The organism is Stenotrophomonas sp. STEN029 (assembly GCF_056760015.1).
On the sequence record NZ_JBRREC010000003.1, the window covers coordinates 1 to 26,691 of the forward strand.

Genomic DNA, 26,691 nt, shown 5'->3' on the forward strand with positions numbered 1-26,691 from the left:
TGATCACGGTGGAGGATGCGATTGCCGCGTTTGAGCGCTATCGCGCGGATCATCAAAGCTGACCAGTTGCAGGAGCCGCTTTTTTGTAGGAGCGGCGTAAGCCGCGAAGCTAACCATGCTGCAGCGCTGGGAATTCCCGCCATCTGCTGATCCACGAGCTTCGCGGCTTACGCCGCTCCCACAAGGTGGATTTGGTTTTTTTGTGGGAGCTGCCTCAGCTGCGAAGCTGACTGTGCTGACGCGTCCGGCATTCCTGCCATCTGATGATGTACGAGCTTCGCGGCTCACGCCGCTCCTACAAGACAGACTCAGCCCGCTCGGTAGTCCTGGTAGGACTTCTCTTCCACGTAGTTGGAACCCAGCGCCAGGTTGATGGCCTTCTTGATGCGCGCACGCTCATCGTTCTGGATGTAGACGCTGCGCGCCAGCTGCACGAACGAGTCGTCGAAGGCCTGCGCCTTCTCTTTCAGGCGGATGTCGTCTTCGATGTCCCACAGGCGCTCATTGACCGCCTTCAACTCGGTACGCAGCGCTGCGATGTCCTGTGCCGCGGCCGGATGCGCAGCCCAGGTGCTGTCCAGCGCGTTCAACTCATTGCGCACATTGGCCAGCTTGGCCGCATCGCTCATGCGCTCGGACTTGATCTGCAGGATGGAGATCTTGTCCAACAGTTCACCGAAGGACACGGGGACGAGGATTTCTGACATGGGGCTTACCGGTTGGATCAGGCACACAGTGTAGCCGCTGCTGCCGGGTATTCAGCCGCAGAGCCAAGGTGCAGGAGAAGCAAAAAGAAAAAGCCACCCGAGGGTGGCTTTTTCAAGTATCTGGCGGAGAGGGGGACCGCCTGATACAGATCCAAAGCAGCTCGACGTCATCCAAAGAATATCCATCAAAGTCATATATTTCAGCATATTACAAAGCATCACCATCCAACTACATCCAAGAAAGTCCAACCAGAGACAGCATCGAATGGCATACTGTATGGCATACCAGAAACGTCCACAGATCTATGCCACTCCTAACTGATGTGAAAGCCCGCAGCATGACTCCAGGCAGTCGCGCCATAGCACATGGCGGTGTCACAGGCCTGACCCTACTCCCCTCGGCAACCCACAAAGGCCAAGGTAAGTGGGTTTTCCGCTACGTCAGCCCAACGACTGGAAGGCGGCGAAACGCCGGTGTAGGCAGCTATCCTCTAATCAGTATTGCCGCAGCTGGGAAGATCGCTCGGGACATGCGAGAACAAATAGCAACAGGCCAAGACCCCCTAGAACACAAGGCCAGCGAGAATACCAAGCTCAAAGTCCCAACCTTCCAAGAGGCAGCAACCCAAGTCCACACAGAGATGAAACCTGGTTGGAAAAATGAAAAGCATGCTCAACAGTGGATCAACACACTAGCTGAATACGCGTTTCCAAAAATTGGCCCTGTCCCTATCGATCAGCTTCAGCCACGGCATGTAGCCGAGGTCTTGCGCCCTATCTGGCTCGATAAGGCCGAAACAGCATCACGAGTGAAACAGAGGTTGCATGCTGTAATGGCTTGGGGCTGGGCCCATGGATTTAACCAGGCCAATCCTGTGGACGTGGTCGCTCACTTACTTCCCGTTCAGCCAAGTAAAACTGTCCGACAAGAGCATCAACCTGCGATGCCATGGCCTCAGGTACCGGCATTCGTGGAGTCCGAACTTGCCAAAGCCCATGAGTTCGACGTTACTCGGCGCGCCTTATTGTTCTTGATTTTTACTGCCACTCGTTCAGGCGAAGTGCGCGCCATGACATGGAATGAAGTGAATCTTCGCACTGGACTGTGGACAATTCCGGCTGATCGAATGAAGGCGCGCCAGCAACATCGGGTCCCGCTTTCTAGTCAGGCGGTGGCGTTACTGAAGGAGCAGATCGGCCAGCACGAGGAGCTAGTTTTTCCGTCCGTTCAAGCCCGAAAGGTACTGTCAGATATGACTCTGACAGCACTGCTACGTAGACTCAAAGCCCCTAGCGACTCGCCAGGCCGAATAGCCACTGCACACGGCTTTCGCTCTAGTTTTCGCGACTGGTGCAGCGAAAAAGGATATGCCCGGGACCTGGCAGAACGCGCCCTTGCTCATACGGTTAAGAATCAAGTAGAGGCCGCGTATCACCGCACAGATCTACTGGATCAGCGCCGCCCGATGATGGAAGCGTGGGCAAACTTCATCCTACCCCGGGTGCGGCTTGAAATTCCCTAGACAGAAGGACTGTGCTTACTCCCGAGAGCCCCTCCCCCCAGTCCGGTTACAACCCGGGATCATGGACAACTGCGAAAGGCTTGAGAACTTCCAATCGCCCATAGCGATCCCCGCCGCGTCCGGCCGCTATCAACTAGGCGAGGCTTGAACCTCTACACTGAACTTCTTTCGCTACGCCGTCGAAGCCCCTCAAGACCTCACCCGGCCTTCCAGCAAATATCAATAGAACAGAGGGGCCGGCTTGCTACTTCTGGAGCTGCGGCACACAGTCACTCTACGTCACGTTGCAACCTAAACCAATCAACCCTAAACCAGCTAGCATCAACAAACGTTGCTCGTAATATCTTCCGCCGTAATGATCTCGTGCAATACTATTAAAAAAAGCACGATTTTAGCCATCTACACTTTACATTGGACATCAAGGAAGAACTGTGAAGAAAAACATAGTAGCGACCTCTCCCGTGAATCATCTTTCGGATGACGGACAGAAGGAGGGGTTCCGCGCGCTGCAGAAAACATCAGATAACACATCCAGTGTGGATTCCGACGCGATTCGTGAGATTGGCTCACTAACATCAAAATTTATCTCTACTTCAAAGGAGGCACTAGCAAATGCTGCAACTGAAAAGGAGAGGGCAAAGGTGCTAGAAGACGCTGCGGAGGAACTGCGAGGAGCACGCAAAGACATCCTCGAGGTAAATGCGCGCTCACACCAGTCGCAACGCGGATTCGCCACACTTGCAACCAAAGGCATGCTCGTCTTGGCAGGGGCAGCAGCAGCTGGGGGACTATGGATGGTTAAGAAAAAGTTGGAGAGGTAGGGCCCAGCCATCTGCTCACAACTTCAAATAGATACCACCTGCACCTACGCGCGACCGCACACCACGCAAGACAACGGAAAACCCAAACTCCATGCTCGTATCGAGGTACCGCTGTAGCAATGCGCGATTGCATGGCAACTCCAGCTAGCCACGCTGGATCAGCATGCCGCGTTGAATGCTGAACATCAGCTTATATTTAAGACGATCATCGCAAAGCCCGCCCGTTGTTGGTGGTTAACAGAGTTTTGCCGAATTAGAATTAGCAGCACGGACAATTTCCATCACAGATCAACAGAGAAAACGAATCATGCCTGTAAACGTCAAAGTGAAGTACCAGATTAAAGTCAAAGGAAATGCCCTTCGTATCGTGGGTCCGACCACATTTGTCGCGCAAGCAAAGACAGAGAGCGCAGTCTTGGAAGCCATCAGGAAACGCGAATACGCATCCACGAAGCCCGTAGAGAGCATTATCATCCTCAGCATCCAATAGTACGGTGCCTTCAATTCCTAAAGCCGTACAGACGGCCAGACGGCCAGACGCTAATATCTAACGACAGCCGATTTACGCCGCTAATCCAACCTAATACCAGGATTACCAAGTGCACCTTCGAACTAAATTACGACGCTTTCAAACATGAGATCGCCTCAAGCTCAGCGCCTCAGACCACCAGGATGAGAGGCATTAAAGAAGTGATCAAACCTAAGGGCTTGGCTCAAATTCAAGCCACCTAGCGAATTGCTAAAGAAGCTAAACGGCAAACCAAGCAACCAAGAAAACTCTGAGCGGCAAGCCCAACCGCACGGACCGCGTCGCTTGAGTCAACATAGCGAAACACAGGCACGAAACGCAGCAAGTTAATTCCCGATTTTTGCACATACAGGAAGGGAGCCCCCTTCCTGTATGTGCAAAATTCCTATCTTCGGCACAGCTACCACCGGAACATCCATACGTTCCGCCGCCATCACCCCTTCAATAGCAAAGCTCTTTGAAGTCCGAGATTAATCGTAGCGACTTTGGCTGCCAGTTGTTCTGCATACGCCACTAGTGTCACACCGGCCAGCAACTTCTTCGGTAACTTCTCGTTCTATTCCCGCCACCATATTCCGACCTCTTCACGAGCATCCAGCAGTGCAGTAAGCCCGTGCCCGTTGAGGTACTCATCGGGCAGGTGACAATATGATCCTTCCTCCACCTCCATCGTCCATCGTCCATCGTCCATCGAAAATGTACGAATTGAATTCGTACACTGGTTATGGCAGTGTAGTTCTAATCATGGAAGGTAGCAGGAGAGGCTTCATTGGAACGCGCGGGTGATCGTCGTACAACCCCATCTTTTTCTCCTGCTGTTTCTGCAGGATTAGTCGCAATTTTTTTCCTCTTTCAAATCTGTGCTGCCAGTTCTAGCGAGCGCATTGTAGCTCGCACAAAGTTTGGCGATGTCATCTGGGGAACAAAAGGCTTTATTGACACAAGCCCCCCAACGCTTAGGTTAAAAACGGCAGATGGAGTACGTGAGTTCTCCAACCGGATAGCTTGGGATGGCACCTCTCCTAACAGTACTGTTGCCGCACAAGCAGAGAGCGAAGACAACGTTGCGCTCTTGCTAAGATCGGACTCCACGAACTGTTCAGCGAGATTCCAGATTTTGCTACTGGCGCGATCACGGCGCGAAGATTCAATCAGGGCCTTGCCATCGCAAAACTTTGGTATCTGCAACGAAGCCCAGTCGACGATTGAGCTGATCAACCACAAGACTTCAAGCGGTGACGAAGTCATCAGGGGAGTCATGGCGACTCTCCCTGATGCCCTCGGCCAACACCAGTTTTTCGTGGTCCCACACAACAGCGAGCTGGCACCCAGCTCCGCGAACGGCTTTGAGCGAGGCAGAAAATTCATTCCATCGCGCACATCCGCCCCATGTCTATCTGGCATCTGCCTTGGAGATAGCATTACCACTCACGCTCATTCTGTGAATTGGAACCTTCCACCAACTAAGATCACTGTAGGAAATAGCCCTTTCTCGGAGCTTTACAGAATCCAAGATCGCATCATCGGATTGCCAGAGAACAGCGGAGCTAACATCTACCTATCAAATCGCACACCGAGAAATCTCTTATTCAACAGCGATTTTTATAAAAGATACCCATCTTTTAGAGATTTCGAAGGGGAAATTATCGAACCAGACGGTGCGATGGTCCGGGTAGATGGACCCTTCATCTACACTCTATCCGACCCTGGAATTGTGTTCTGCCGAAACATCTTCTTCCGAGCGGGCTTCACTAGCACAAATGGTTATCCCACATGGGTCTCATTCCGTCCCGATAAGGATGGTGTTCCACGTGTGGTTGAGTTGATTCGGCAATATCACCTCCCGAACCGACAATCAGTTGATGCTACGACGTTGTCGATACGTAAGGAGTACCCTTTTTTGCCCGCAGCTAGAAGCAATGTAGACGACTGGAAGGATGGCCCATGGGGTGGAAAGTACCAGTTTGTCGACTATGGGATAGATAACGAGTTGCGTCTGGCATTCACTCTTTACGAGAACGGCGCAACCGACGAGCAACTCAGCGCAAAGCCGGTTTGCCCGCAACCCCAAATCCGAAGCACCATCGATTAAGTCCTTCATAACTGAACTGTCCCTTTCTTCCTCGTCGGCTAGCTCCACAGTGAGCAAGCCGGCGACCGGCTTACCCGTCTGGGCTAGGATTACCTGAAAGAAGCGGCCATCGACGACTCCAAGGCTCAACACCGGAAAGTAAGGCGACAGCATCAACTGACAGTGCGCCAGCAGTTCGCGCTGGATTTTGTCGAGTTGGCTATTGGCGAGGCCGACCGGAGGGTAGATGGGCTAGCCGTTGACGTCACCATCCTGTCCGATCACCACGTAGCCATCGCCCAGGTTCTCGAAGTCCTTGGCGAAGGCACACAAGGTACGACTGATCGCGTCTTGGTTCCATTCGGTTTTGTATTCGATGCGCTCGCCCTAAACCATGCGCTAGCGCAGCAAGTCGCTGAAGTCGACAGGGAGCTTGCTGTTCATGATTGTCATTACCTCTTTCAATGCAATAACCCACAGTCCGGTATCCGCGCTAACGCTCTCCATGAACATGCAGTAGCGTCCTCAAGCAGGAGTTCTCGCCTCGAAGCGACGCGACTGCAACGCCATCGAACCGGGAAGCTTTTGCGTGCACTTGGCGGGACGTTCTCATACCCCATCCAACTTGATGACTCGCCAGCTGCGCTCACCTTTGACTGGTTGTTTTCCAAATACAGCGAGGGCAGACACATCTGCTACATCGGGAGCGACACATCCAACGATATACGGGGGCACAAAAGCACCATCGACAAATGCGAATCCCTTTGGGTTTCGGCGAAGCGAGCCTTGGATTAACTTGACGTCTTTTTCTGGAAGTCCGTCTTTCTCCATTACACAGAATCCGTGCACTCGATCGTGCTTAGGGTTCCGGACAGTGCCTAGTCGGACGCCATCCCCAACGCGCAGATTTTTTCCTATAAGACCATCGATACTCGACTCATCTCCGGCGCCTACGATGAAGACCTTCAGTGGATACTGGCTGGAAGCCTCGCGCACGACGACTCCCGACCCGGGTTCCAGGCAATCCAAACGCTTTCCTTCAGGCCTGTCGGAGACATGGATGATGGTTTCCATATTTTCGCCATTCTGTCGCCCAATCACGACCGTCACCGCCGCTCCAACCTCGAACTTAAGCTTCTTCATGCCCGGACGAACCAAGCACCAAGCTTTGCCTTGCCCATCCTTGATGGCGAATCGCAACAAAGGCTTCGGTTTCCAGCCGGGACGCGGCTCCTTGGGGGGACGCGGAATCAATAGGCCCAAATAGCTCGCCGCTTTCGTTTCGACTACAGCAAAACAGAGCGCCAGTGCCGCGGGCGAATGACGAGCGTAAAACGCTTTCGGATCTTCAGCCCCGTCCGATAGGCCACCCTTCGGCTTGGCGAATAATGATGGTGAGACCGGCTTTGCTGGCCAGCTGATCCGGCACAGTCTTGTCGGCAGTATTCAGGAGTGCCAAGCCTGCGCAGCATGGATGGCCGACCGGGCTTTCCCCTGGAGGAGGCGCGAGCATACTTCGGACATCCGTGAACAGGCAGTCCACTTCTACGTGACCATCTGCGAATTTGTCATGTCTAAGGGGCGAAGGCGTGATCAGACCGATCCGAACCGGAAACCGATCCTGCCAGCCTCTCATTTCATCGCAATCCAGAGATGGCGAATATCGATATGTGAGAGTCCCCCGGCCCTGGCGTGTTGCGAGCGATACATGGTGAGGCCGGCTTCTGCGGCAGCAGACTCATTGAGGATCAGGTCCTGCAACGACCATCCTGCGTGCTCCGAGCCATCCAATTCAGTGATCCACGCATTCAAGCGGTCGAACCAGATCTGCGGCGTCTCAGCCTGGACATAGCCAATGATGGCAGCACGGGAGTGCGCCGCCCCGTGATCCCCGGCCTTGAAACGCTGGATGCCACCCGTTGTCGCCTTGCGGTTTATCACGTACTCGCGCTCATCCCGATTCTTGTCCTTCGGCGTTGGCAACCGCTTGCACTCAATAGGAAGCAATGTATCGAACTGGGTGCAGCGTCGACCATCGATCCATATCGTCGGTCCGCATGCCGACGCGATCAAATCAATCTTGCGGCCCGTCTTCTGCTCATCGGGCTCCTCAATGCGGAACTGCAGCATGTCCCAGCCAGCAGAGTGACGGGCTACCGTGTTGAGATGGCCACACAGCTGGGATGTGAGCGCCGTCTCTGCCGTCTTTTCCGGTCGATCGGGATGATCCCGCCAGTACGGTAGTTCGCCTGCGATGAAATCGATGAGCTCATCCAGCGATGCCGCAGACAGATGAACATCTTTCCCGAGAGAGCCAATCTGGACGTGGCGATCTGAAGAGTCTGCGAGCATAGGCGGGCGATTAGAACCCTTGCACTCGAAGGTCGGCGAGCATCTCGTCCGCATCCCTCAGTGCCACGGAACGCATCCAGAAGCGCAGGCGGTCAGGCTTGAGCAGGAAGACAAAGTTTCCGTCGTAGATGCGCGCTATCCGCGTGATTTGCAGCGTTTGTCCTTGGCGCTCCTGGAGCAACGACGCCAACCTGTCCTTCAACGCATCCGCACCTTGCCATTCCACCTTGCCAGCACCAAACACAAACGGCTGGCAAATAACCCCTGGCCACGTTTGCGGCGCGAGCGCCCTTATCGACTTCTTCTTGTAAATGCCGTTGATCTGGCGCACGAACACATCGTTGAAGGCCGACATACTGGACAAACCACTGTTCTTCATCACCTCGGAGTCTTCACCCAGTCGAATGAAGTCGCGGTAGTGGTCCACGATGTCGTCCACCAGAATCGATTCGTTGGGACTCAGGTCGAGGGTGCCTTCTGCGGGATACAGGATGGAGAACACATCGTCCGCCTGAAGCGCGGTAGCCTTCTGAACAAACAAGCGCGGACTCACCAATGCAAGGTGCGCTTGCAATGCACGCCGCGATGTCGACATCCATTTGTCGAGCTTGCGCAGGGCTGCAATGTCCTTCTGCTCGGCACAGAACCCTACGACCTGCTGACCATAGGTAAGGTACGAATCCGTCCACAAGCAATGTGGAAGATCCATCTGCTCTCGAATAAGGAGCATGGGTGGGGTGTAGCGGCCACTGGTATAGGCGGTCTTGAAGAGAGTGCCTTTGGCAGTAGTAATGCGCTGGCGGTCCAACCCATCCACAGTCAAGGCGTCCGATGGAAGGTATTTCTTCCCAGAAATGTGCTTTGCTGGCTCACGCTTCCCACTCAGGCCTTCAATGAATCCTTCACCGTGGTCCCAATTCTTCTTCTTCGCGTATTCGCCCAACGTTCGATAGTTTTTCAGGCGATCGACAAAGCCCAGCGTACGGCCACCTCCAAACAGATTGGCTCGCCACACAGCATCGTTTTCCTGCGCGAGTTCTCTCGGCAGCCAATGCAGGTCGTAATAGTCGATGTCGAATCCCTGCTCGGCATCCGAGCGCCCGCTGCGTCGGAACGTTGCGTGCAAGATTTTCCTGTCTTCCGGCGCCATCCTAGCTTCGGCAACGATGACAACGACCTTCGTATCGGCCTTGCCCCTCTGAAACAGCCCACGTACTGAAATAAAGTCCAGAATCTCACGCACATCCCACTTGCCGATAAAGCTCCGACGCAGGGCAATCGACTGCTGGTTATAGAGAAAATTGTATTGCTGCAGCATGCTCAGCACACCGCCCTCGACAATCATCTCCATCGCTTCGTGCAGGAACAGGTAAGCAAGCTGCTTATCTGGAAGTGTGCCGTGCACGGCGTTGTATCGTTTGTAGCTTCGCACAGCGCCAGGCGTCGTCAGCTTCGACGCAAATGGTGGGTTGCCTACAACAACCCCTATCGGTGCCGCGATGGCGCCTTGTTCCTTCGCCTCGAAGAAACACGACAAGTGCAATGTTTCGCCAGCTAGGGGTGGGAACAACTTGATGGTGGCTCGGATGGTCTCCGGCTCCAGCGCATCACAAAGAGCCAAGCACAAGCTGAAGGCGGCCAGTTCGATCGCACCCTCTTCGCGATCGATTCCGTGCACGTACTGAAGCAATCCCTTGAGGACAGCGACATCAGGCTTCTGCCATTGGTTGCGGCTGCGCCAGTGAAGCACCAACCGCTTGTAGGCTTCGACCAGGAACACACCCGAACCACACGACGGGTCCAGAATGATCTCCCCGCGCTCTTGCAGCCGGTCAAGCCGCTTCCAGTTCAGCGACTCCTCCAACATCAGGCGCACCAGGAATGGTGGCGTATAGACAGAACTATCGGCATCCTTGACGAACAGCTGATAGATGTGGCTGATCAGTTCAACGGGAAGGTCCTTGAACGAATAGAGCTGCCACAACGTCAACTGACCGCCAGCCTCCTCGCGCCCTTCGATAAGCCGGGAAAAGCGGATCAGTTGCTGGCTAGCTCTCAAGCGCTCGCGGTCAGCGTCACTAAAGGAGAACACATGGCCGTTGAAGCGCCTCTCCAGATCCTCAAGCAGCGCCACGAGCGCTGGACCATTGGCCAGCACCTGAAAAAACTTCTCTGCGCCCGGCAGGAAGCGCGCCAGATAGCCATCCTTGAAGACCTCGCGCTGCTCCAAGTATGCGATCAGCAAGGACAGGATCAGCAGCCTGCGACGCAAATGTTTTGGCAGGATGCCTTCGGCATTCAAACCGTCGCTGATCTCCTTGACCGCCGTGATGAGACCCTTGTGTGCGGATTTGTTGGATGAAAGCAATACCTTGCAGGCCGCCGTGTCATCCCATAGCGTGCCGTTATTCAATTGCTCCGCATTCCACCATGGGTCGCTGGCGACTGTGGATGCCAACACCAAAGTGCGCACTGGATTGCAGACCATCTCTCCAGATGAAGACACGAAGTCGGGACCGTGAGCGCACCTGAAGAGCTGCAGTTGTCCGGGCAGCTTTCGGTAGATCAGCGGTACGCCGCCCCAACTCCAGAGCTTCTTGTGGATCTCCGCAAACTCATGATCCCGCTCGGGACCGTCGGCGACAAACACGAAGGCCTGCGGCACCGAGCGTTTGCCATTGCGGCCCGCCTCGAAGAACACCGCCTGCGCGCCGTATTCGCGCGCCTTCTCCATCAGAACAACCTCTTCCGGCGGGCGACCGTCACGCCGGTAAGTTTTGACGAAGACAAGCCCCTCCACAGCGACGCCTCGCGCGGCACCGCTCAATTGGTTCCACCAAGGCTGCTGGCCGTCCATCAACATGCGACCATCATCCATACCCTCATGACTGCTGCAGAGATCATGCGGCCACAGTGATGCCAGCGGAATGCGCACGCCGCGCCGGCCGGACAACGATCTGCACTTGCTGGTCGAGTGACACCAGTGCCTGCATCAGCCTTTCAAGCGAAATGTTTTGCAGCTTGTAGCGCCGCACCTGAGACACCTTGGGCTGCGTCATGCCGGTGATGTGCGCAACATCGGTTTGACTCAGGCTGCGCTTGTCAATCAGCTCATTGAGCTTGACTGCCAAGACGGCCTTTGCCGACAGTTCTTCCGCGTCGTCCAAACCAAGGTCGACCAGCACGTTGTCGGTGCCTTGAGAATGGTCTTTGCGCGTCATCACGATCTCCCGCTAGCGCCGTAACGCGCAAGCACAGCCTTCCACCGCTTCTCAATCAACTCCACGTCCGGCTGCGGTGTGGCAATGCCGGATTTGGACTTCTTCTGGAACGCTTGCAGTACATGCGCCGCATCGCCAATGCGAACGGTGTAGACCGCCCGAAAGGTGTCGCCACGATGGTCTTCTACCAGCTCGTAAACGCCCGAACCTAACCCCTTTCAGGGTTTGGCCGAATCAGGCGTTTGACCCAACTGCACGACGAACAGCGCGACGCCCATGTCCATTCTGGACAGGAATGGGACACTCCTTGAAATCCTTCTTCGAGGAACCTTCCCAGTACAAGAGCTTGCGTTTCTCAGCCATGGATTATATACGTTCAGATATATGGCGCAAGGATCTCTCAAGTGACCGCCCCCCCCCCCACACACACGACCTCTTGTGCGGCAGCGTTACCGTCCTCCGGACGCACTCGCTCCAGTATGGCAAGTGCCTCCAGCAACCGCTCCCACGTCGGCGGCGCATAGGAAAGCGTCATTGAGTTGTTGGTCAATTCGCAGGAGACGGATTTCCCAGACACTGGCTGGGATTTGTGGCGCTCCTGGCCGGTATGGCTCATGCGGTTGACGCGGTGGCTTGTGCTGAAGCATTACCTCGGACTCCCGTGATCGCCTGCCGCCGGTTCGCCACCAGCTCGGCCGCCTCTCGCACCGGTTTGTCCTCGGCGTAGACGTAGCGCATAAACATCGCCACGGTCTTGTGCTACCCCTGATGGTTCGGTGACGGGAACACATACGGACGGACATCCGTCTTGGCAGGGCGCGGTGGACAGCAGCCGATAGGCTTCCTCGCTCAATGGTTTGGACATGCCGCCGGTCTTGCTATCGGGCCAGACCACGCGCCAGTGCTCCAGATCGCCCCAATCCCATTGGAGCGTGACAATCTCGGAGCGGCGGCCCGCAGACTCGAATTGCTGCCGGACCGCCAGCGGCAGGACGGCATGATCCAGTCCCAGTCCGCCGGTTTCCAGATAGTCGAGATACCGGAACAGCTTGCCCATTTCCTCGTCGCTGATGAGGTGGGCGGCCTTGCCGCTGGGCTACATCGGGACGTGGCGGCATGGGTTGGTGCCGTCGGGCTGGCAACCCCACACTTCGGCCAGATTGAAGATCTTGCGCATGACGCTGAACGTGCGGTTCACGTCGGCCGGCTCGTGGACCATCTTCTTCATCATCGTCGCCACATCCGGTGAAGTTCCCAGGATTTTCTGGACAGAGCTAGCCTTTGTTGGGATAACCTCGGGAGCCCCCATCGCCGATTGGCCGTCTCGCGTAAGGCCCAAGCGATTACCATGGACTCGTCGGCGCGGTGACGCGTCCCAGCCGGCGTTTCCAGGGAAAATGTGGGACAAGGAATGGCAAAGGAATGGGCTCCGTCGTGGCTGGGCCAGCACTTAACCGGATCATCGGATTGGCGCTTGCGCCTGGCCGGCGTGGAGCTCGTCTTGGCGCTGGAGGGCCGCATCTACCGCGTCAACGTTGAAGACGAGGCCACTTGTCGCGTCAAGGCCGGCACGCTCTGGACCGACATCACGCTTCACCTTGGGCGAGGCCAGACGGTGAAAGCCGATGGGTTGCCTAACGCCCAAGGCGCCGTCTTGGTTCAAGCGTTGAACGTGGCGCTAACGGAGAAGCGCCTGCGCGAGGACGTAGCGTTCCTCAAGAGCGAGCAGCGCACGATCGACGCGTGGCTGGAACACAAGGCAGAACAAGAGCGGGCCTGCTCGCAGCATCGTCGCTGGCTCACCCACGAGCAGCAGGAGGATATCCTCGCGGCTCGCCCCACGATTGACCCTGCCACCCTCAGGTCCCTATTGAAGAAGCCGGGCATGACGACCCAGTTGGGGCCGGCGACCCAGGCGATCGAGCGCTCGCTGGCCGCGTGGGAAGCCGACCACCGCCCCGGCTGGGCCGCGCTCAACGCCGCCCACGTCGAACGCGAATTAGCGGCCTGCAAAGACTTGCTGGACCGAGTGGAAAGCAAACCGCTCACCCCGGAACAGGCAAGGGCCGTGGTGTGCTTCGACAACCGCGTGCAGGTGGTGGCCTCGGCCGGCTCGGGCAAGACTTCGACGATGGTGGCCAAGGCCGCCTATGCCATCCACCGAGGATTCGTAGCCCCCAAGCGGATCGTCCTGCTGGCGTTTAACAAACGGGCAGCTGAAGAGCTCAAAGAGCGCGCGGCCCAGGCATTTGAACGCTTGGGCATGGCAGACGTGACCGTGGAGGCCTCCACCTTTCACGCGCTGGGCCTGCTGCTCATCGGCAAGGCCACCGGTGAAAAGCCCGACATTCCCGATTGGGCCACGGATGCGGCCGGTGGGGTGCGCAAGCTCACCGAAATTCTCGAAGAGTTGAAGGACAGGTCCGTCGAGTTCGCGAAACGATGGGATCTGTTCCGATTTGTCTTTGGGCGAGACCTGCCTGCATTTGGGCAACCCGAATCGTCGGACGTGTGGGACGCTCAGGGGAAGGGAGCGCTGGTCACCAACCGCGGCGAACGGGTGAAGAGCATGGAAGAGGTAATGATCGCCAACCTGCTCTTCTTGAACGGGGTCAATTACCGCTATGAGGGCTCCTACCCACACCGCACCGCCGACGAAATGCACCGGCAATACAAGCCCGATTTCTATTACCCCGATCTAGATCTGTTCCACGAGCACTTCGCGCTGGACGCAAACGGTGTGCCACCGCCGCGCTTCGAGGGTTACCTGGAGGGCGTGATCTGGAAGCGACAGCTCCACGTGGAGAAAGGCACCGAGCTGTTTGAAACCACCAGCCACGGGTTGCGCGAGGGCGACGACCTGAGCCGCTTGGAGCGCGAGCTGACCGCCCGTGGGCTTGTACTCGATCCCAACCCGGACCGGGAAATTCCTCAAGAGGGCCAGAAGCCCATGGACTCGGCCCAGCTCATTGGGTTGGTTCGCACGTTCATGAGCCACTCCAAGAGCAACGGCTTGCGCGCCTCGGATCTACAAGAGCGGCTAAACGCAATGCCCGCCGATACTTTCAAGCTGCGCCACCAGATGTTCTTGGACATCGCCATCCCGATGATGGAGGCGTGGGACCAAGCCTTGATGGCCGAAGATGGGATCGACTTCGAGGACATGCTCAACCTCGCCGCCGGCCACTTGGAAAGCGGACGCGTGGAATCGCCCTACGACTTGGTGATGGCCGATGAATTCCAGGACGCCTCGCGCGCCAGGGCGCGGTTATGCCGCGCCTTAGTCCAAGGTGAGGGGCGATTCTTTTTTGCCGTGGGCGATGACTGGCAGTCGATCAACCGATTTGCCGGTGCGGACGTGTCCGTGATGACCGGCTTCCGCCAGTGGTTTGGCCAAGGCCAGGTGCTCAAGCTGGAGCAAACGTTCCGCTGCCCCCAGGCCTTGTGCGACGTCTCTAGCGCGTTTGTCTCCAAGAACCCTGTGCAGATCACCAAACGCGTGCATTCGACCATCCTGGCGCAAGGCCCGGTGCTCCAGGCGTTCCAGGTAGACAGCAAGGAACAGTTGGCCGATGCGATCAACCGCTTCGTGATGAATTTGGCCGAGGGCGTACGCGATGGCACGATCCCGCCAGGCCGCAACGGCAAGGTGTCTGTTTATGTATTGGGCCGCTACAACGCCGATAGGCAGTATGTGCCCATGAGGCCAATCCGATTCAACCGGTGGGTAGACGTTTCGTTCTTGACCATCCATCGCTCGAAGGGCAGCGAAGCGGACTACGTCATCCTTCCAGAAATGATCAGTGCCCCGCGGCGGCGAAGCTTCCCCAATACCCGCACCGACGACCCGGTGTTGGCCTTGGCGATGCCCGAGGGAGATACGTTCCCGCTGGGCGAGGAACGACGGCTGTTTTATGTGGCGCTGACCCGGGCGCGGAGAAACGTAGCTATGTTTACAGCGCGCGGCCAGTGCTCAACGTTCCTTCGCGAACTGCAGGAGGACGGCGTACTGGAGATCGCCAATACCGAGGGTAAGGTAGTCAAGGAAGCTCACTGCCCGGCTTGCAAGCAAGGGGTGTTGGTCCTGCGAACCGGCCCCTACGGGGAGTTTCACGCCTGCTCCAACTTCCCCGTGTGCAGCTACAAGCCGAGGCGACGCGGCGTAACCCCCTCGCCGCTTGCAGCTCAAACATCTCTCCCTCAGCGCAATTTGGTTGCGCCCCCTCGCCCGCAAGTCCGCCCCGCGTCCACTTCTCAGCCCGCACCTTCCAAGCGAACGCTCTTCTCCATGCTGGAATCCTTCAACAATGGGCTTGCGGAGATCAACCGCAGCGTTGACCGCGCCAACGCCCTGCAAAGCGCAACGTCGGACCTGAAGCACCAAATCTTCGCGGAGAAGAGCACGATTGAGAGTGCATTGAAGCTCGCGAGATCCCAGATTTCTCTAGATGAAAAGCTGAAAGATCCGCGCTTCAAAGAGGCCTACGAATCGCTATCAGGTGCCTTTACAGCCCACCGCGACAAAGCCAGCGATGCACCGCAGCCGGCCGGAACCCCGCTGCCCGCTTTTACGCGCACCCAAAGGCATCCAGACGAAGAATTTGAAGCCGCGATCCAGCGGTCGTTCGATGGGCTAAGGGAAGATCGGGAAGCGTTCTTGTCAGTCGCTTACGGACAGCTGGCTGGTGATCCTCTTCTGCGTCGCCATTTCTTCGCGTCCTTGGAAAAAATCAACGGAAACCGATATCGAGCATCCGTTGATCCGCATGGCACCCTGGAACAAAGGAGCTAACCCATGGCCCGACCATGCACCAAGCGCGATGGGGTGAAATATTGGCGAGCGGCCGAGGCGATCACCGAACTGGGCAGTGCAACCCTGGCAGAGGTAGAAGCTTGGGACCGAGAGCGGTTTCCCAGCGATCCGTTGGGCAATGCCCGCGCCGACTTGGAGTTGCTCACGGTGAACAGTGCCAGCCGGGTTCACTACAACTACGGGCGCACGGATTGGCGAAGCGATCAACACCACTCCCACGACCTGTTATTCAAGGTGGTGGACGCTGGCCCGCCGCGGCGCACACGCTATGTGCTGTTCAATCCGGCCCAGCACGAGCACTGGGATTTGCAGCTGATCGGCGAACGGAAGTGGCAAGCAGTTGCCTTGACAATGGATGATCAAACTAGAGCAGAAGCCGAAGCACAGGCCGGTGCCTTCAATGCCCCTTTGGGCGGTAGCCACGACGCCCGGGTCTTTGGGATGCGAGCGGTCGCCCAGCGCCGGGGCCAACCGTTGTTCCGCGCCAAGCTGCTCGACGTCTATGGTGGCCGTTGCGCCATCACCGGGTGCTCGGCCGTGGAGGTGTTGGAGGCAGCGCACGTGCTGCCCTACAGAGGCCAGCACACCAACCGATTGGACAACGGCCTGTTGCTGCGGGCCGATTTCCACACGCTCTTCGATTGCGGGTTGATGTGGGTAACGCCCGAGAATACCGTGGCTCTAGCCCCTTCGTTGCTCTCCACCGACTACACCGTGTTTCAAGGCAAGCCCTTGGACCTGCCTACCTCTGCGTCCCATCGCCCCAATCCAGCACACCTAGCTGAGCACGCCAAGGCGTGCATCGAGCGCCACTTTACGTCGCAACTCTAGACCTAGGGAAGCCATGCTGCTACGAAACACCACCCGCGCCAGCTGCTTTAGATTGGCCGTATGCGATGAGAACGCCGGCACAGCCGCCTTTGGGTGGTGCCTGGAGCAAGTCCCAGCCTTGCGACATGAAGTCCTAAAAGCCCTGGCTTGCGCCGCTGACATGGAATTGGTGGTGGCCACTCAAGTATTCGCTGAAGACCGGGGATTCACCGACCTCGAGCTGATCTCAGGCACCTCGCTACACGCGATTTTCGAAGCCAAACTTGGATGGGGCGTCCCCACAGTTGGAAAACTGGAGCGCTATTTGCCGCGTCTGCTGCACTCACCTGTCCAAACCCAGCTCTTGGTGTCGGGTCAGCGCCGCCGACGCGCCCCGGATGCCACCCGCAGCCCCCGGGGACCGGGGCTGGCCCACCCAAATGATTAACCTTCTCCATAATACGCAATGATTTCCAACGTTTTCGATCCGCGCGCCTACCTTGCTTTCCTTAGGGGAGGTGGTTCACCTCATTCCCCTAGTGCTCGATCGATATGTAGAATCCAATTCAGCAATTTCATCGCGCAGTTATCTAACACCCAAATGGCTATCAATAAATCAGAGATATACGCCCGCTTTCGGGCCACCTGCGATGAGCTGTGCGGTGATGCGGTCGACGCCGCTCCCTCATTCGTCACCTGCGTGTTCCGCGACAGCGCGTTAGCCAACGATGAGGCCAAGACCAAGCGCGTCGCCATCCTGCAACAACACAACATCCATCACGTGCGGGGTCTGTGATATGGCCGATGGCCTGAAGACGGTGGGCGAAACCATGCAAAGTTACTCCCGCGAGGAACTTGAATCGCTCGATGGCGTTATCGACTACGCTGAGAAGATGATTTACCGAGACGGGCAACAGCATCCATATACCTCATTGCGGCGAAGTGCTTATGGCAAGACCGTGGTGATCGAGACCGAAAAAAAGGGCCGCCAAACTTTCCGTCTCAGCCAGACGCCTGCAGTCATCACACCCAATAGCTGTGGCTATGCGACGCCCCACTCTCCGGTTGGCCGCCTGTGTGGTTATGCCCGTTCCGGGGACAGGGGCGAAAGCACACTGTGGGGCGAACGGAAAGTGTCCGAGATCCGCCTTTTCGACCGTTTCGATGGTGTGCACTTCGAGGAGAACGTCCGCAACTTCCTCAGAATGCAGGTCTTCGGCGATCGGGTGAAAGACGCCGTGACTGATCTGGCGGCGTCCCTCCGCCAACCCAGCAAATCGCTTCCCGTGACGAAGGAAGAGGATGAAGCCAAGACACTGTCTTCCCAGGTTGAAACAGCTACCTTCATCGTTGCCGATGAAGAAGATGAGGGGATGATCGATCTGAGCGAGATCGATGAGTCCGAAGATGAGCCAGAAGTTCGCGCAGTCACCCCTGCCGGTTACTTCGGTCTGAACGAAACCTTCTACGTCAACCGTACCCGCGAGCAGGACGAGATCATCACCCGCTCACCGTTGGGTGCAATGTTCGTCGAAGGCGTGGCCGGCTCAGGCAAGACTTCGGCTGCCCTCGGCCGCTCCAAGATGCTGTGCGACTTCGACGCCAGCAACGTCACGTCGGAGGCTGAGTTCCGGGACATTCTCGGAGCAGACGCAGCCTATTGGGACGGTAGATTCGCGGGGCAATTCTCCCAGGACAGCAGTGTAGGCTTTGTGCGTACGGGGGAGCTAATCCAGTACTTGAAGGAAACCTGTCGGCGCATCGATCTGCCGAATCTGCCCGTTCTTGAGTACAAGGAATTGCAGACACGTTTGCGCGATCACCGCGGGCTGGCTGGTGGCGGACCAAGCAAGTCGTGGGCAGGATCGATAAACGAACGCACGACGACGGTGGATACCACCATGGCGTGGCTGCGAGCTGCAGATGCTGCGATGGGGCGGGAGTTGGCTGCACGAATGCGGGAAACACTACCGAGCCGTGACGAGGTCATCACGGGGTTCGAGGACAAGTATCTTGCAATTGCCGCTCGAGTGGCAGATAAGGCGTTGAGCGTATACGCGGTTAATATCGAGGGGATTGCTCGCGAGTTGGAGCGGAGTGAGGGAGCGGAATTCCGGCTTGACCGGATAGTGGTCCGGATGCATGAGCGCCTTGCCAAGTTCCGTAAGGAAATCCTAGGCAAGGATGTGCTGTGGCTTTTTTTCCAATGAAATAACGTACATCGGCAGCCGGGAAACCGATCTCGCCCAGCAGCTGATTGATGATCTTGCCGAGCTCTACGACCGCCATGGTGCGCGGCTGGTCTGGGCTGGAGATAACGGTCCGATTGATAAGCGGATTAGGTTCGTCGATGCCGACGGCAATATCCTAGAATGGAGCGAAGAAGTTGCTGAACAGCTGGCGGATGGCAGGTCTTTCATACGTGACGAGGAAGGGCGGATCGTCAAGGCTCTAGTTACGAGCTTGGACGACCTGTACCTACGTCTACTGCCGACTGCGAGCGAGAAGGTGTACAGAAACAGGGAGGGAACACTTGTAGCGTTGAAGGCTGAACAGGGTCTGGGTCGGAGCAAAATCCCGCTTAAGAAGGAGGAGGTGGATGAGGATCCGGATCTGGACGATAGCGAGCCCGATGCCCGTACTGCGGCTGCTCCAAAGGTTGTCATGAAACGCAGCATCGATTCCCGGCTGCGCCCTCTGCTTCGTCGTCGCATGCTCGCACCGTTGCGGGACATGGGGGGGTTGTATGAGGCGGGACTGATAAATCATACGACGTCCTTTCCAACCACGGATGTAATTGAAGAAATCAAGCAGAACCTGCACCTTCGGAAGCTTACGAAGTCAGACATTGATCTGCTTCTGTGTATGTTCCAAATCGCTGGGCGGTCATACAGGGCGACACCAACACAGTTGTCAGAGCCTCCCTTCTTCCAGTCTGTATTCATTGACGAAGTGCAGGACTTCACTGAGCAACAAGTGTTCCTTATGGCGGAACAGGCTCGTCCAGAGTACCGTGCGATTACCGTAGTCGGTGACTTGGCACAGAAGCTTCATAACGGTACTAGCATTGATGTCAGAGCATGCTTCCCTCGCGGGAAGCTAGAACACGTGAAGCTCAGCCTGAACCTTCGGCAGGCAGATGCGCCCGGGCTTGCGCTTTTCAGTGAGTGCTTTCGCGCGTTGGCGTATGGAGATGTCGAGATCGATTCACGCGTTGTTGAAACGGCAGTGAACGCGGGATCGGGGATTTCCCTGCCGATTCATGGGATCTGTCCCGATGATACGCATCTCGATCAGCGAATCCTGGAAGAACTGACCAAGCTTGGCGGCAGTCAAACCGCAGTTGTGGTTTTCCCCACACGCGTCAAGGCGGAAGAGACATTCGCTCGCCTGCAGATCGGTTTGGCCGAGAAGATGATAAACGCCAACATTTCCAGCCATGTGGATCTGTCGAAGCGTTTTGTTCGGCACTTTGCGACCATCGATAACACGAAAGGCTTGGAGTTCGACGTTGTACTTCTGCCAATGCTCGATGATTACGATCTATCGGATGATCTCGACCGGAACCGTCTCTATGTAGGTATCAGTCGAGCAAAGCAGCGGTTAGTTTTGCTATCTCGCCAGAAAAATCTTGATCCCGTACTCGACAAGGTCGTTTCCAGCTATCGGGCCCTGTTAGGCGCAACAGCTGTCAAGAACTGACAATGTCTATCACCTCTATCGCATCAGTGTTCTAGGAAGCGCTGGGGAATGAGCATGCGCAGACTTTTGTGTAGCTCGAAACCTGTTTCCAAAAGGATCTGCCCCCGGACCATCATCGAAGCCAATCGCAGTGCTAGGCCTAACCTGACCGGCAGCTACCGGCCAGAAGCGGATCTCGGGCCAATGCGATGGTCACTCCCTGCCCCTAGCTAGTTGATTGCCGCCTACTTCAACGCCTCTCTCCATGCTAGGCAACGGGTACGGCGCTCAAAGGCCGCTCCAGGATACTGGTCGATTGCAATGATGTTCTCCGCCGGAACAGGCTCTGTCGAGTAAGCCTCGTAATTCACGACCTCAGGACGCTCAAGCAAGCCAGCGGTATTTAGATCCACTTGGCAAACCCAATCCACAAGCACTTGCACTGCTCGCAAACTGGATATTGGCACCCAAGCGTCGATAACCGTGGGCCGTCCCAGGTTCTGCAACACAGGCGCAATTTGTCCGTCATTTGTATGCGCCCAATACATAGCTTCACCGCCCCAGCTCCGCAGAAGAGGACTAACGGCCTGCTCATCCGGCAATTCACTCGAGAATCCGAACCAGAGTTGTCCCTTGCGACTCCAGTGCCCCGCTTGGTGGCCAACTCGCAGCCGAGCTGCCACCTCATTTGCCAGATCACCCGCCGCTTGCGCAGCGTCAATTCGCTTTATTAGCAAGTCCTCAGACAGCACTTGAAGCCCGTCTTTGAGGATATCTTGAACTTCAGCGTCAAGCAGTCGCGTACAGTGCCACCCACGCAGAGCGTAACGTCGCACCTCCGGGGTCAAAAACTCGTGTAGCTGGTCATAGTTGCCGGCCCTTCCGGGACTCTCATTGAACCAAGGCTCCGACCACCGCCGCGAAGCGATCAGCTTCTCCCGCAGAGGTTCGGACCAGCTGTCGGGCCTATCGGGATCAAGCGGAAGGATTTGCATAGTTCTTTGACGATTGCACCAGAGAGAAAATCTATGCTACAGCTCGAACCGAACTGGATTAAGTTGGCAGCCGAGCGCCGGCTTTGGGTCGCATGACACCCTGCGGCCAGGAACGGACGTTCAACCATAGAATTAAGCCGACTCGCGAAGCGACTTCGGCTTGAATGAACCATTAGGACCCACTCGGACGGAACCCGCGTAAAAGACTTTCGAATAGCAACCAACCGCAGACCGGAAGCGACACCAAGAGCAGAAGTGGGGCCCAGAAAAGTGAAATTCCCAGCCATTCTTGGATGTTGTGACCATATGCAAAGCATGGCTCGATGAAGTTACCGGAGTCCCGGCATCCAAAGTAGTCAAATGCCCATATGCCGATCCGCCACACAAGAAAACTAGCGAGTGGCAAGAGCGCGAGCATCAGATTGCGGCGCACTTGCTTCATTGGCCTAACTCCGGAATTCAACCGACCCGCACGGCGGCATCGACTCTAATGAATGGTTAGAACTGGCAGCTATGGGGCCAGCCCCCGCCACCTGAAACTCCACCGGAACCAGGTGGCGACAAGCATTCGGTCTGCGTGGATAGCGCCATTGGGCAACGACAGAAAGAACAGCCTCGTTGTAACCGATGGGTTGACCGGCGCTACGTCCGACAGGATGCCACTCCGTTGAGACGATGACGGGCGATTGCACCTGACCCGCAGGGCCGATGACAAACGAAACCTGGGCTTTGCCAGAGAACTCGTTGTGCAGCCGGGGCGGTAGCCTTGGTGGAACCGTCGATTTAGGAGTAAGTCCAGAAGGACAGGTCGGGGGTGGCTCGGCAGCAGCGCAAGCGCCAAGCGTGATGCCAAGAAACAGAGCTACCAAATTGCAAGTTGTTCTCATGGCGAGTCAAGCTACCCGATAGGCGGACCCGTGGGTCCGGTTACACGACTTACGCACAAAGCACCGTATGGTGGGCTTTCTCTTGTTACAGCTAGATTTTAGGGCGCCTGGGACCAGCGAACAAGCGAACGCAAGACCGGTCCCTGCGGTAGGCTCGTCGATCGCAACAATACCCGCTTTGGGTCGGAAGCCGCCCTCCCCTCGCCGCGACAAACATCCCTGATCCACTGTCTTGGCGACGTCCGCTTCCGGCCGAGGCTGTGTGAAAACTCGTCGAAGCGGGTCTGCCGATGACAATGCGGGCAGTTCGAGCAACCGGCGCCGCGGTAAAAATGCGGGATGCTCAGGCCGCGATGGCCCGCACCAGACCTTCGGTGCCCATGATCTTGATCATCCGCTTCATGTTGTAGGCCAGAACCGCCAAGCTGATCTCGGTTCGGACCTTCGGAAGCGTCTTTGTCAGCAATGGCGTGGTGCCGAGCCACGATTTCAGCGTGCCGAAGACATGTTCCACCGTTTGGCGCCGCGCCACGGAAGCTTGTGGCCTGGCATCCAGCAGCAACTGCATTCGCTCGAGCACATGCTCGTGCTCCCAACGAGTGATTCGTCGATAGCTGGCGGTCGTGCACTTCGTCCGCATCGGGCATCGTGGACAGGCGGATGACCAGTACTTGCGCAGAGTCAGCCCATTCTCTTCGGTCGTGAAGCGATGGATCGCCCGCTCGCCTGCCGGACACGCGTACTCATCCGCGGTTTCGTCGTAGACGAAGTCGCGCTTGTCGAACCGGCCTTCGGCCTTGCTGTTTGACGTGAGCGGCTTGGGCACTAGCGGAATGACGCCAGCCTCCTCGCACGCCAGGATTTCCGGCGCGTTGAAGTAGCCGCGGTCAGCCAGCGCGGTTAGGCGCTTGGTTCCAATGGCTTCCTTGGCCTTCACTGCCATGCGCGAGAGCTGAGCACGGTCGTGACCATCAGTTGTAACGTCGTGCGCGACAATCAGGTGATGTTTGGCATCCACCGCCGCTTGCAGGTTGTAGCCCACGGTGCCGGTCGCACGGCCAGTTGAAGTCATCGACCGCGCATCCGGATCCGTTAGCGATATCTGGCGATCCGGCGCGGCCTCAAGCTGCTTCTCGATGCTGTCCAGCTTCTCCATCTGCACATGCAGCTTGGCCAATTTGTCCCTCAAGTGAGGAACGCGACCCTCTGGCATCAGCGCTGGATCGCGATCCGCCCGGTCCAACTCGGCCAGATAGCGCGCAACGCTCTCCTCCAGTTGCTTCCGGCGTCCCTTGACCTTGCCGACCGTGAAGTTGCGATCCCGACTGTTCACGGCCTTGAGCTTGCTGCCGTCGATGGCAACGATCGCATGCGAGAAGACCTTCATGGAGCGGCACAATCCAACGAACCGGCTGCACACGGCGGTGATCGCGGCGCCGTTGTCCTTGCGGAAGTCGGCGATGGTCTTGAAGTCCGGCGCCAGACGGCCGGTCAGCCAGATCAGCTCCAGGTTCCGTTGCGCTTCCCGCTCCAGACGCCGGCTGGACTGGATGCGGTTGAGATAGCCGTAGATGTAGATCTTGAGCAGCGCGGCAGGGTGATATGCGGGCCGACCGCCCGCCACACGATTGGCGGCCTCGAAGCCCAGTTGGCTCAGATCGAGTGCTTCCACGAAGGCATCGACCACCCGTACCGGGTTGTCTTCGTCGACGTAGTCTTCCAGTCGATCAGGGAGCAGAAGGCCTTGGGAGCGATCAACTCCATCCACGAATCGCTTCATGCAAAGCACCCATCGAACGGTGCTCAGATCTTGCCAGCAGAGGCAGGGTTTTCACACAGCCTCGGCCAAGAGCGGACACGCCCTCCCCCCGAATGCCCGCCGCGGGCGAGATCGAGGACGGTCCAAAACACCGTCCACACAAAAATCTACGCACGCTCCTTTGTGGGCCAAAGAACGTTCTTCTCAAGTAAGGACTCCGCAATCTCTGGATTCAGCAGCAGACCGCCGCTTGCTGGCCAAACCCCGTGGCAGTACGCTCAAGGGACGTACCCGGCTCGCGTGATCTATCCGCCAGCTTTGTACCAGCGGTCATTAGTGCCCGTTGCCGCCGGGCAACACCAGGGGGAATCGCATGAAAACGTCGTATACGTTGCCGCTTTTGGTGGTCGCTTTACTATGCACTTCTTGCGAGAAGCTGAATCCTCACAAGACGAGTCGATCGGCCTTGGGAGTAGCGGGCAGCAAGGACACGCGCGGCACCCTCTTCGTGTGGGATAGCGATGTATCAGCTGCAGTTGCCTACCCTCATCGAACCATCTCCGAAGATGGAGCTATCAATGCGACTGCGATATGCATGCAGCGGGCTATGACAGCCGGTGCGGTCTCCGCCGAGGTCTCAGCCGCCATTAACGACACCGCTGCTGCGCTCATCAACCCCAACGCAAAAGTGACTGGTGAGCCACTCGCCCAAGGTGCTTTAGCTGTCAGTAACGCTATTACTACTCTCGCGGTCTCCACTGAGCGCACTGCTTATGTTGATACGACCCTTTTCTATCTCTGCCAGCTCCACGCGAACGGTGGACTTAACTCTGCACAATTGGACCGGCTGGTAGGCGACTTGATAGAAAAGAGCACCGCTATGCAGCCCGTGCATGCCGAACTGACGCAGCTTGTAGCGCCCGACCTCGCGGGGCGTGCTGCGCTCGCGAGAGAGCGTGCAGCGGCGAAGCGTGCTGAGGCGACGGAGGCAGAACGCGAAGCCAAACGTTTGCAGGACGAGGAAGACAAAGCGAAAGCACCAGCGACTAAGACCGACGGGGTAACTCAGCCCGTCCAACCTACGCCACCCGCGCAACCTACTACGTAACCATCTTCTGGCATCTCACAGATGCAGCGCGATCTTGGAGCGACAGCGGCCGACCAACAAGCCCGCGTACAAACGGACGCAACTGTTGGCTCGGCGCCCGCTCAGGTTTTACGTTTATGGCCGCGCAAAGGTCCGGTTTGGGTCGAAAGCGCTTGGTGTAGCATAGCGTTCAGATTAGTCCCACATCTTTCAGTTCAAGCGATATCGTAACCTAACCGCTTCTAGCACTTTCGCTCGGATTCCCGATGGCTGTCCCCGACCAATCTGACATCTCAGGACCGCAACGCGAAGTACAACGGCTCTTGGGCCGTTGTCTCTTGCGTTTGCAACAGTACGAGCGCCTGCTGAAGGCAATGATCGCATTCCAGAAGCTGTATGGGACATCTGAGATGCTCCCGCATGCTCTAGGCGCCCGAATGGCAGAGACTAGCGACAAGACGCTAGGCACGTTGATCGGCCGCCTGATGGGCGACTACATCTTGAAAGAGGATTGCGAACTATCCGACGACACACACAAGCAACCTGACGGCTCAATCCATTTCAGCTTCCGGATGCAGCTCAAACTGCCAACCGAACGTCACGAGGCCCTCAAGACGGAACTGCGCGAGCTGGTGACACTACGAAATACACTGGTGCACCATTTCATCGACTTACATGATCTCTGGACTATTGACGGTTGCCTTCAAGCCCAGGGAGCGCTGAGCCGCTCATACGCAGAGATCGACCGGCACTTCGAACAACTGGTCACGTTTTCTGGCTACATGGATGAGGCAAGAAAAGCCGCTGCCGAGTTGGTGCAATCAACACAATTCCACGAAATGGTCGTCAATGGAATTGCACCCGACGGTAAGATTCTTTGGCCCATGGCGGGCATTGTCGGAGCGCTGAGGGAAGCTTTCCATACACTTTCCATCGACGACTGGGTAAACCTTGATGCTGCCACGCGATGGATTACCGAACACCATCCTCAGCAAACGCCACAAAAGTACGGCTGCTCCCGCTGGCGTCACGTCATTCACGAGTCGGGACAATTCGAGTTGCGTCGATTCACGCACAATGGACAGTTCGGAGCGTGGTATCGGGAACGACGCAACGCGACCGACCGTTAAACGAAAGCTTCACGACAGTCGCTCAAGAGGTGCCTGCTCGCTACGGACGTCCGCTAACGGTCAGGTGACGCCCAGAGTCCAATAATGAGCGCGTACTCAGCGCCTGCATCCACGTGGTGGAGGTGATGCTGGCCTTGCCGGTCTGTGACAGGTGCCAACCCAACAGTTGCTGGGTATGGCAATCGATCACCAGCGCCATGCTGAGCGCCCCGTCTTTCCCTCCCCATACACAGCACGGGTCTGTGGCTCATCGCCGGCAGCTTATCCTGATCCAACAACGACGCCGCCAATTCCCAAAAATCGCT

20 protein-coding genes are annotated in these 26,691 nt (G+C 57.0%); 10 read left to right on the forward strand and 10 right to left on the reverse strand.

What is annotated here, in order from left to right:
- Positions 1 to 308: 308 nt before the first annotated feature.
- The gene (locus ACVOLI_RS01070; protein ID WP_481533171.1) at positions 309 to 707 is read right to left on the reverse strand and encodes a DUF6165 family protein; all 399 of its coding nucleotides are present in this window, start codon (positions 705 to 707) and stop codon (positions 309 to 311) included.
- Positions 708 to 775: 68 nt separating this feature from the next.
- Between ACVOLI_RS01070 and ACVOLI_RS01075 the strand changes: the two genes are divergently transcribed.
- From ACVOLI_RS01075 to ACVOLI_RS01085, 3 genes are all read left to right on the forward strand, one after another.
- Entirely contained in the window at positions 776 to 2,230 is a 1,455-nt protein-coding gene (locus tag ACVOLI_RS01075) for a tyrosine-type recombinase/integrase (protein ID WP_481533172.1), read from the forward strand.
- A gap of 431 nt (positions 2,231 to 2,661) precedes the next feature.
- Positions 2,662 to 3,051 carry a hypothetical protein gene (locus ACVOLI_RS01080; RefSeq protein ID WP_481533173.1) on the forward strand — a complete coding sequence of 130 codons (390 nt, stop codon included), beginning with the start codon at positions 2,662 to 2,664 and terminating at the stop codon, positions 3,049 to 3,051.
- A gap of 1,298 nt (positions 3,052 to 4,349) precedes the next feature.
- Positions 4,350 to 5,672, forward strand: coding sequence for a hypothetical protein (locus tag ACVOLI_RS01085; RefSeq protein ID WP_481533174.1), 1,323 nt, complete (start codon positions 4,350 to 4,352; stop codon positions 5,670 to 5,672).
- A 588-nt stretch (positions 5,673 to 6,260) separates the two neighbouring features.
- Here ACVOLI_RS01085 and ACVOLI_RS01090 read toward each other — a convergent pair.
- The 7 genes from ACVOLI_RS01090 to ACVOLI_RS01120 all read right to left on the reverse strand — a co-directional run bounded on the left by ACVOLI_RS01090 (position 6,261) and on the right by ACVOLI_RS01120 (position 12,452).
- Entirely contained in the window at positions 6,261 to 6,851 is a 591-nt protein-coding gene (locus ACVOLI_RS01090) for a hypothetical protein (protein ID WP_481533175.1), read from the reverse strand.
- A 432-nt stretch (positions 6,852 to 7,283) separates the two neighbouring features.
- Positions 7,284 to 8,003, reverse strand: coding sequence for a hypothetical protein (locus ACVOLI_RS01095; protein ID WP_481533176.1), 720 nt, complete (start codon positions 8,001 to 8,003; stop codon positions 7,284 to 7,286).
- A gap of 10 nt (positions 8,004 to 8,013) precedes the next feature.
- Positions 8,014 to 10,881 carry an HsdM family class I SAM-dependent methyltransferase gene (locus ACVOLI_RS01100; protein WP_481533177.1) on the reverse strand — a complete coding sequence of 956 codons (2,868 nt, stop codon included), beginning with the start codon at positions 10,879 to 10,881 and terminating at the stop codon, positions 8,014 to 8,016.
- Between the two features lie 22 nt (positions 10,882 to 10,903).
- The gene (locus ACVOLI_RS01105; protein WP_481533178.1) at positions 10,904 to 11,224 is read right to left on the reverse strand and encodes a helix-turn-helix domain-containing protein; all 321 of its coding nucleotides are present in this window, start codon (positions 11,222 to 11,224) and stop codon (positions 10,904 to 10,906) included.
- Complete coding sequence (locus ACVOLI_RS01110; RefSeq protein ID WP_481533234.1) at positions 11,224 to 11,415, reverse strand: type II toxin-antitoxin system RelE/ParE family toxin; 192 nt, start codon at positions 11,413 to 11,415, stop codon at positions 11,224 to 11,226. Before ACVOLI_RS01110 ends, ACVOLI_RS01105 begins: the two co-directional genes overlap by 1 nt.
- Before the next feature lie 455 nt (positions 11,416 to 11,870).
- Entirely contained in the window at positions 11,871 to 12,281 is a 411-nt protein-coding gene (locus ACVOLI_RS01115) for a site-specific integrase (protein WP_481533179.1), read from the reverse strand.
- 39 nt (positions 12,282 to 12,320) lie between these two features.
- Positions 12,321 to 12,452 (reverse strand): hypothetical protein, encoded by a 132-nt coding sequence (locus ACVOLI_RS01120; RefSeq protein ID WP_481533180.1) that lies wholly within the window; start codon positions 12,450 to 12,452, stop codon positions 12,321 to 12,323.
- A gap of 183 nt (positions 12,453 to 12,635) precedes the next feature.
- Here ACVOLI_RS01120 and ACVOLI_RS01125 point away from each other — a divergent pair, with 183 nt between their 5' ends.
- The 5 genes from ACVOLI_RS01125 to ACVOLI_RS01145 all read left to right on the forward strand — a co-directional run bounded on the left by ACVOLI_RS01125 (position 12,636) and on the right by ACVOLI_RS01145 (position 20,549).
- Complete coding sequence (locus ACVOLI_RS01125; protein ID WP_481533181.1) at positions 12,636 to 16,016, forward strand: UvrD-helicase domain-containing protein; 3,381 nt, start codon at positions 12,636 to 12,638, stop codon at positions 16,014 to 16,016.
- Positions 16,017 to 16,019: 3 nt separating this feature from the next.
- A complete protein-coding gene (locus tag ACVOLI_RS01130; RefSeq protein ID WP_481533182.1) occupies positions 16,020 to 16,868 on the forward strand; it encodes an HNH endonuclease in 849 nt (282 codons plus the stop codon).
- 580 nt (positions 16,869 to 17,448) lie between these two features.
- Positions 17,449 to 17,643 (forward strand): hypothetical protein, encoded by a 195-nt coding sequence (locus ACVOLI_RS01135; RefSeq protein WP_481533183.1) that lies wholly within the window; start codon positions 17,449 to 17,451, stop codon positions 17,641 to 17,643.
- 1 nt (position 17,644) lies between these two features.
- The gene (locus ACVOLI_RS01140; protein WP_481533184.1) at positions 17,645 to 19,057 is read left to right on the forward strand and encodes a hypothetical protein; all 1,413 of its coding nucleotides are present in this window, start codon (positions 17,645 to 17,647) and stop codon (positions 19,055 to 19,057) included.
- Positions 19,032 to 20,549 (forward strand): ATP-binding domain-containing protein, encoded by a 1,518-nt coding sequence (locus tag ACVOLI_RS01145; RefSeq protein ID WP_481533185.1) that lies wholly within the window; start codon positions 19,032 to 19,034, stop codon positions 20,547 to 20,549. The genes ACVOLI_RS01140 and ACVOLI_RS01145 overlap by 26 nt, the downstream gene beginning before the upstream one ends.
- Before the next feature lie 2,204 nt (positions 20,550 to 22,753).
- Here ACVOLI_RS01145 and ACVOLI_RS01150 read toward each other — a convergent pair.
- Positions 22,754 to 24,190: an IS1182 family transposase gene (locus tag ACVOLI_RS01150; RefSeq protein WP_481533186.1), complete on the reverse strand. Its 1,437-nt coding sequence runs from the start codon at positions 24,188 to 24,190 to the stop codon at positions 22,754 to 22,756.
- Positions 24,191 to 24,542: 352 nt separating this feature from the next.
- Between ACVOLI_RS01150 and ACVOLI_RS01155 the strand changes: the two genes are divergently transcribed.
- Together ACVOLI_RS01155 and ACVOLI_RS01160 are read left to right on the forward strand one after the other, a co-directional pair.
- On the forward strand, positions 24,543 to 25,277 hold the full coding sequence (locus tag ACVOLI_RS01155; RefSeq protein WP_481507858.1) for a hypothetical protein: 735 nt from the start codon (positions 24,543 to 24,545) through the stop codon (positions 25,275 to 25,277).
- A gap of 245 nt (positions 25,278 to 25,522) precedes the next feature.
- The gene (locus ACVOLI_RS01160; RefSeq protein WP_481533187.1) at positions 25,523 to 26,386 is read left to right on the forward strand and encodes an OST-HTH/LOTUS domain-containing protein; all 864 of its coding nucleotides are present in this window, start codon (positions 25,523 to 25,525) and stop codon (positions 26,384 to 26,386) included.
- Between the two features lie 40 nt (positions 26,387 to 26,426).
- On the opposite strand, the gene ACVOLI_RS01165 is transcribed toward ACVOLI_RS01160, so the two are convergent.
- Entirely contained in the window at positions 26,427 to 26,576 is a 150-nt protein-coding gene (locus ACVOLI_RS01165; RefSeq protein WP_481533188.1) for a hypothetical protein, read from the reverse strand.
- Positions 26,577 to 26,691: the final 115 nt, after the last annotated feature.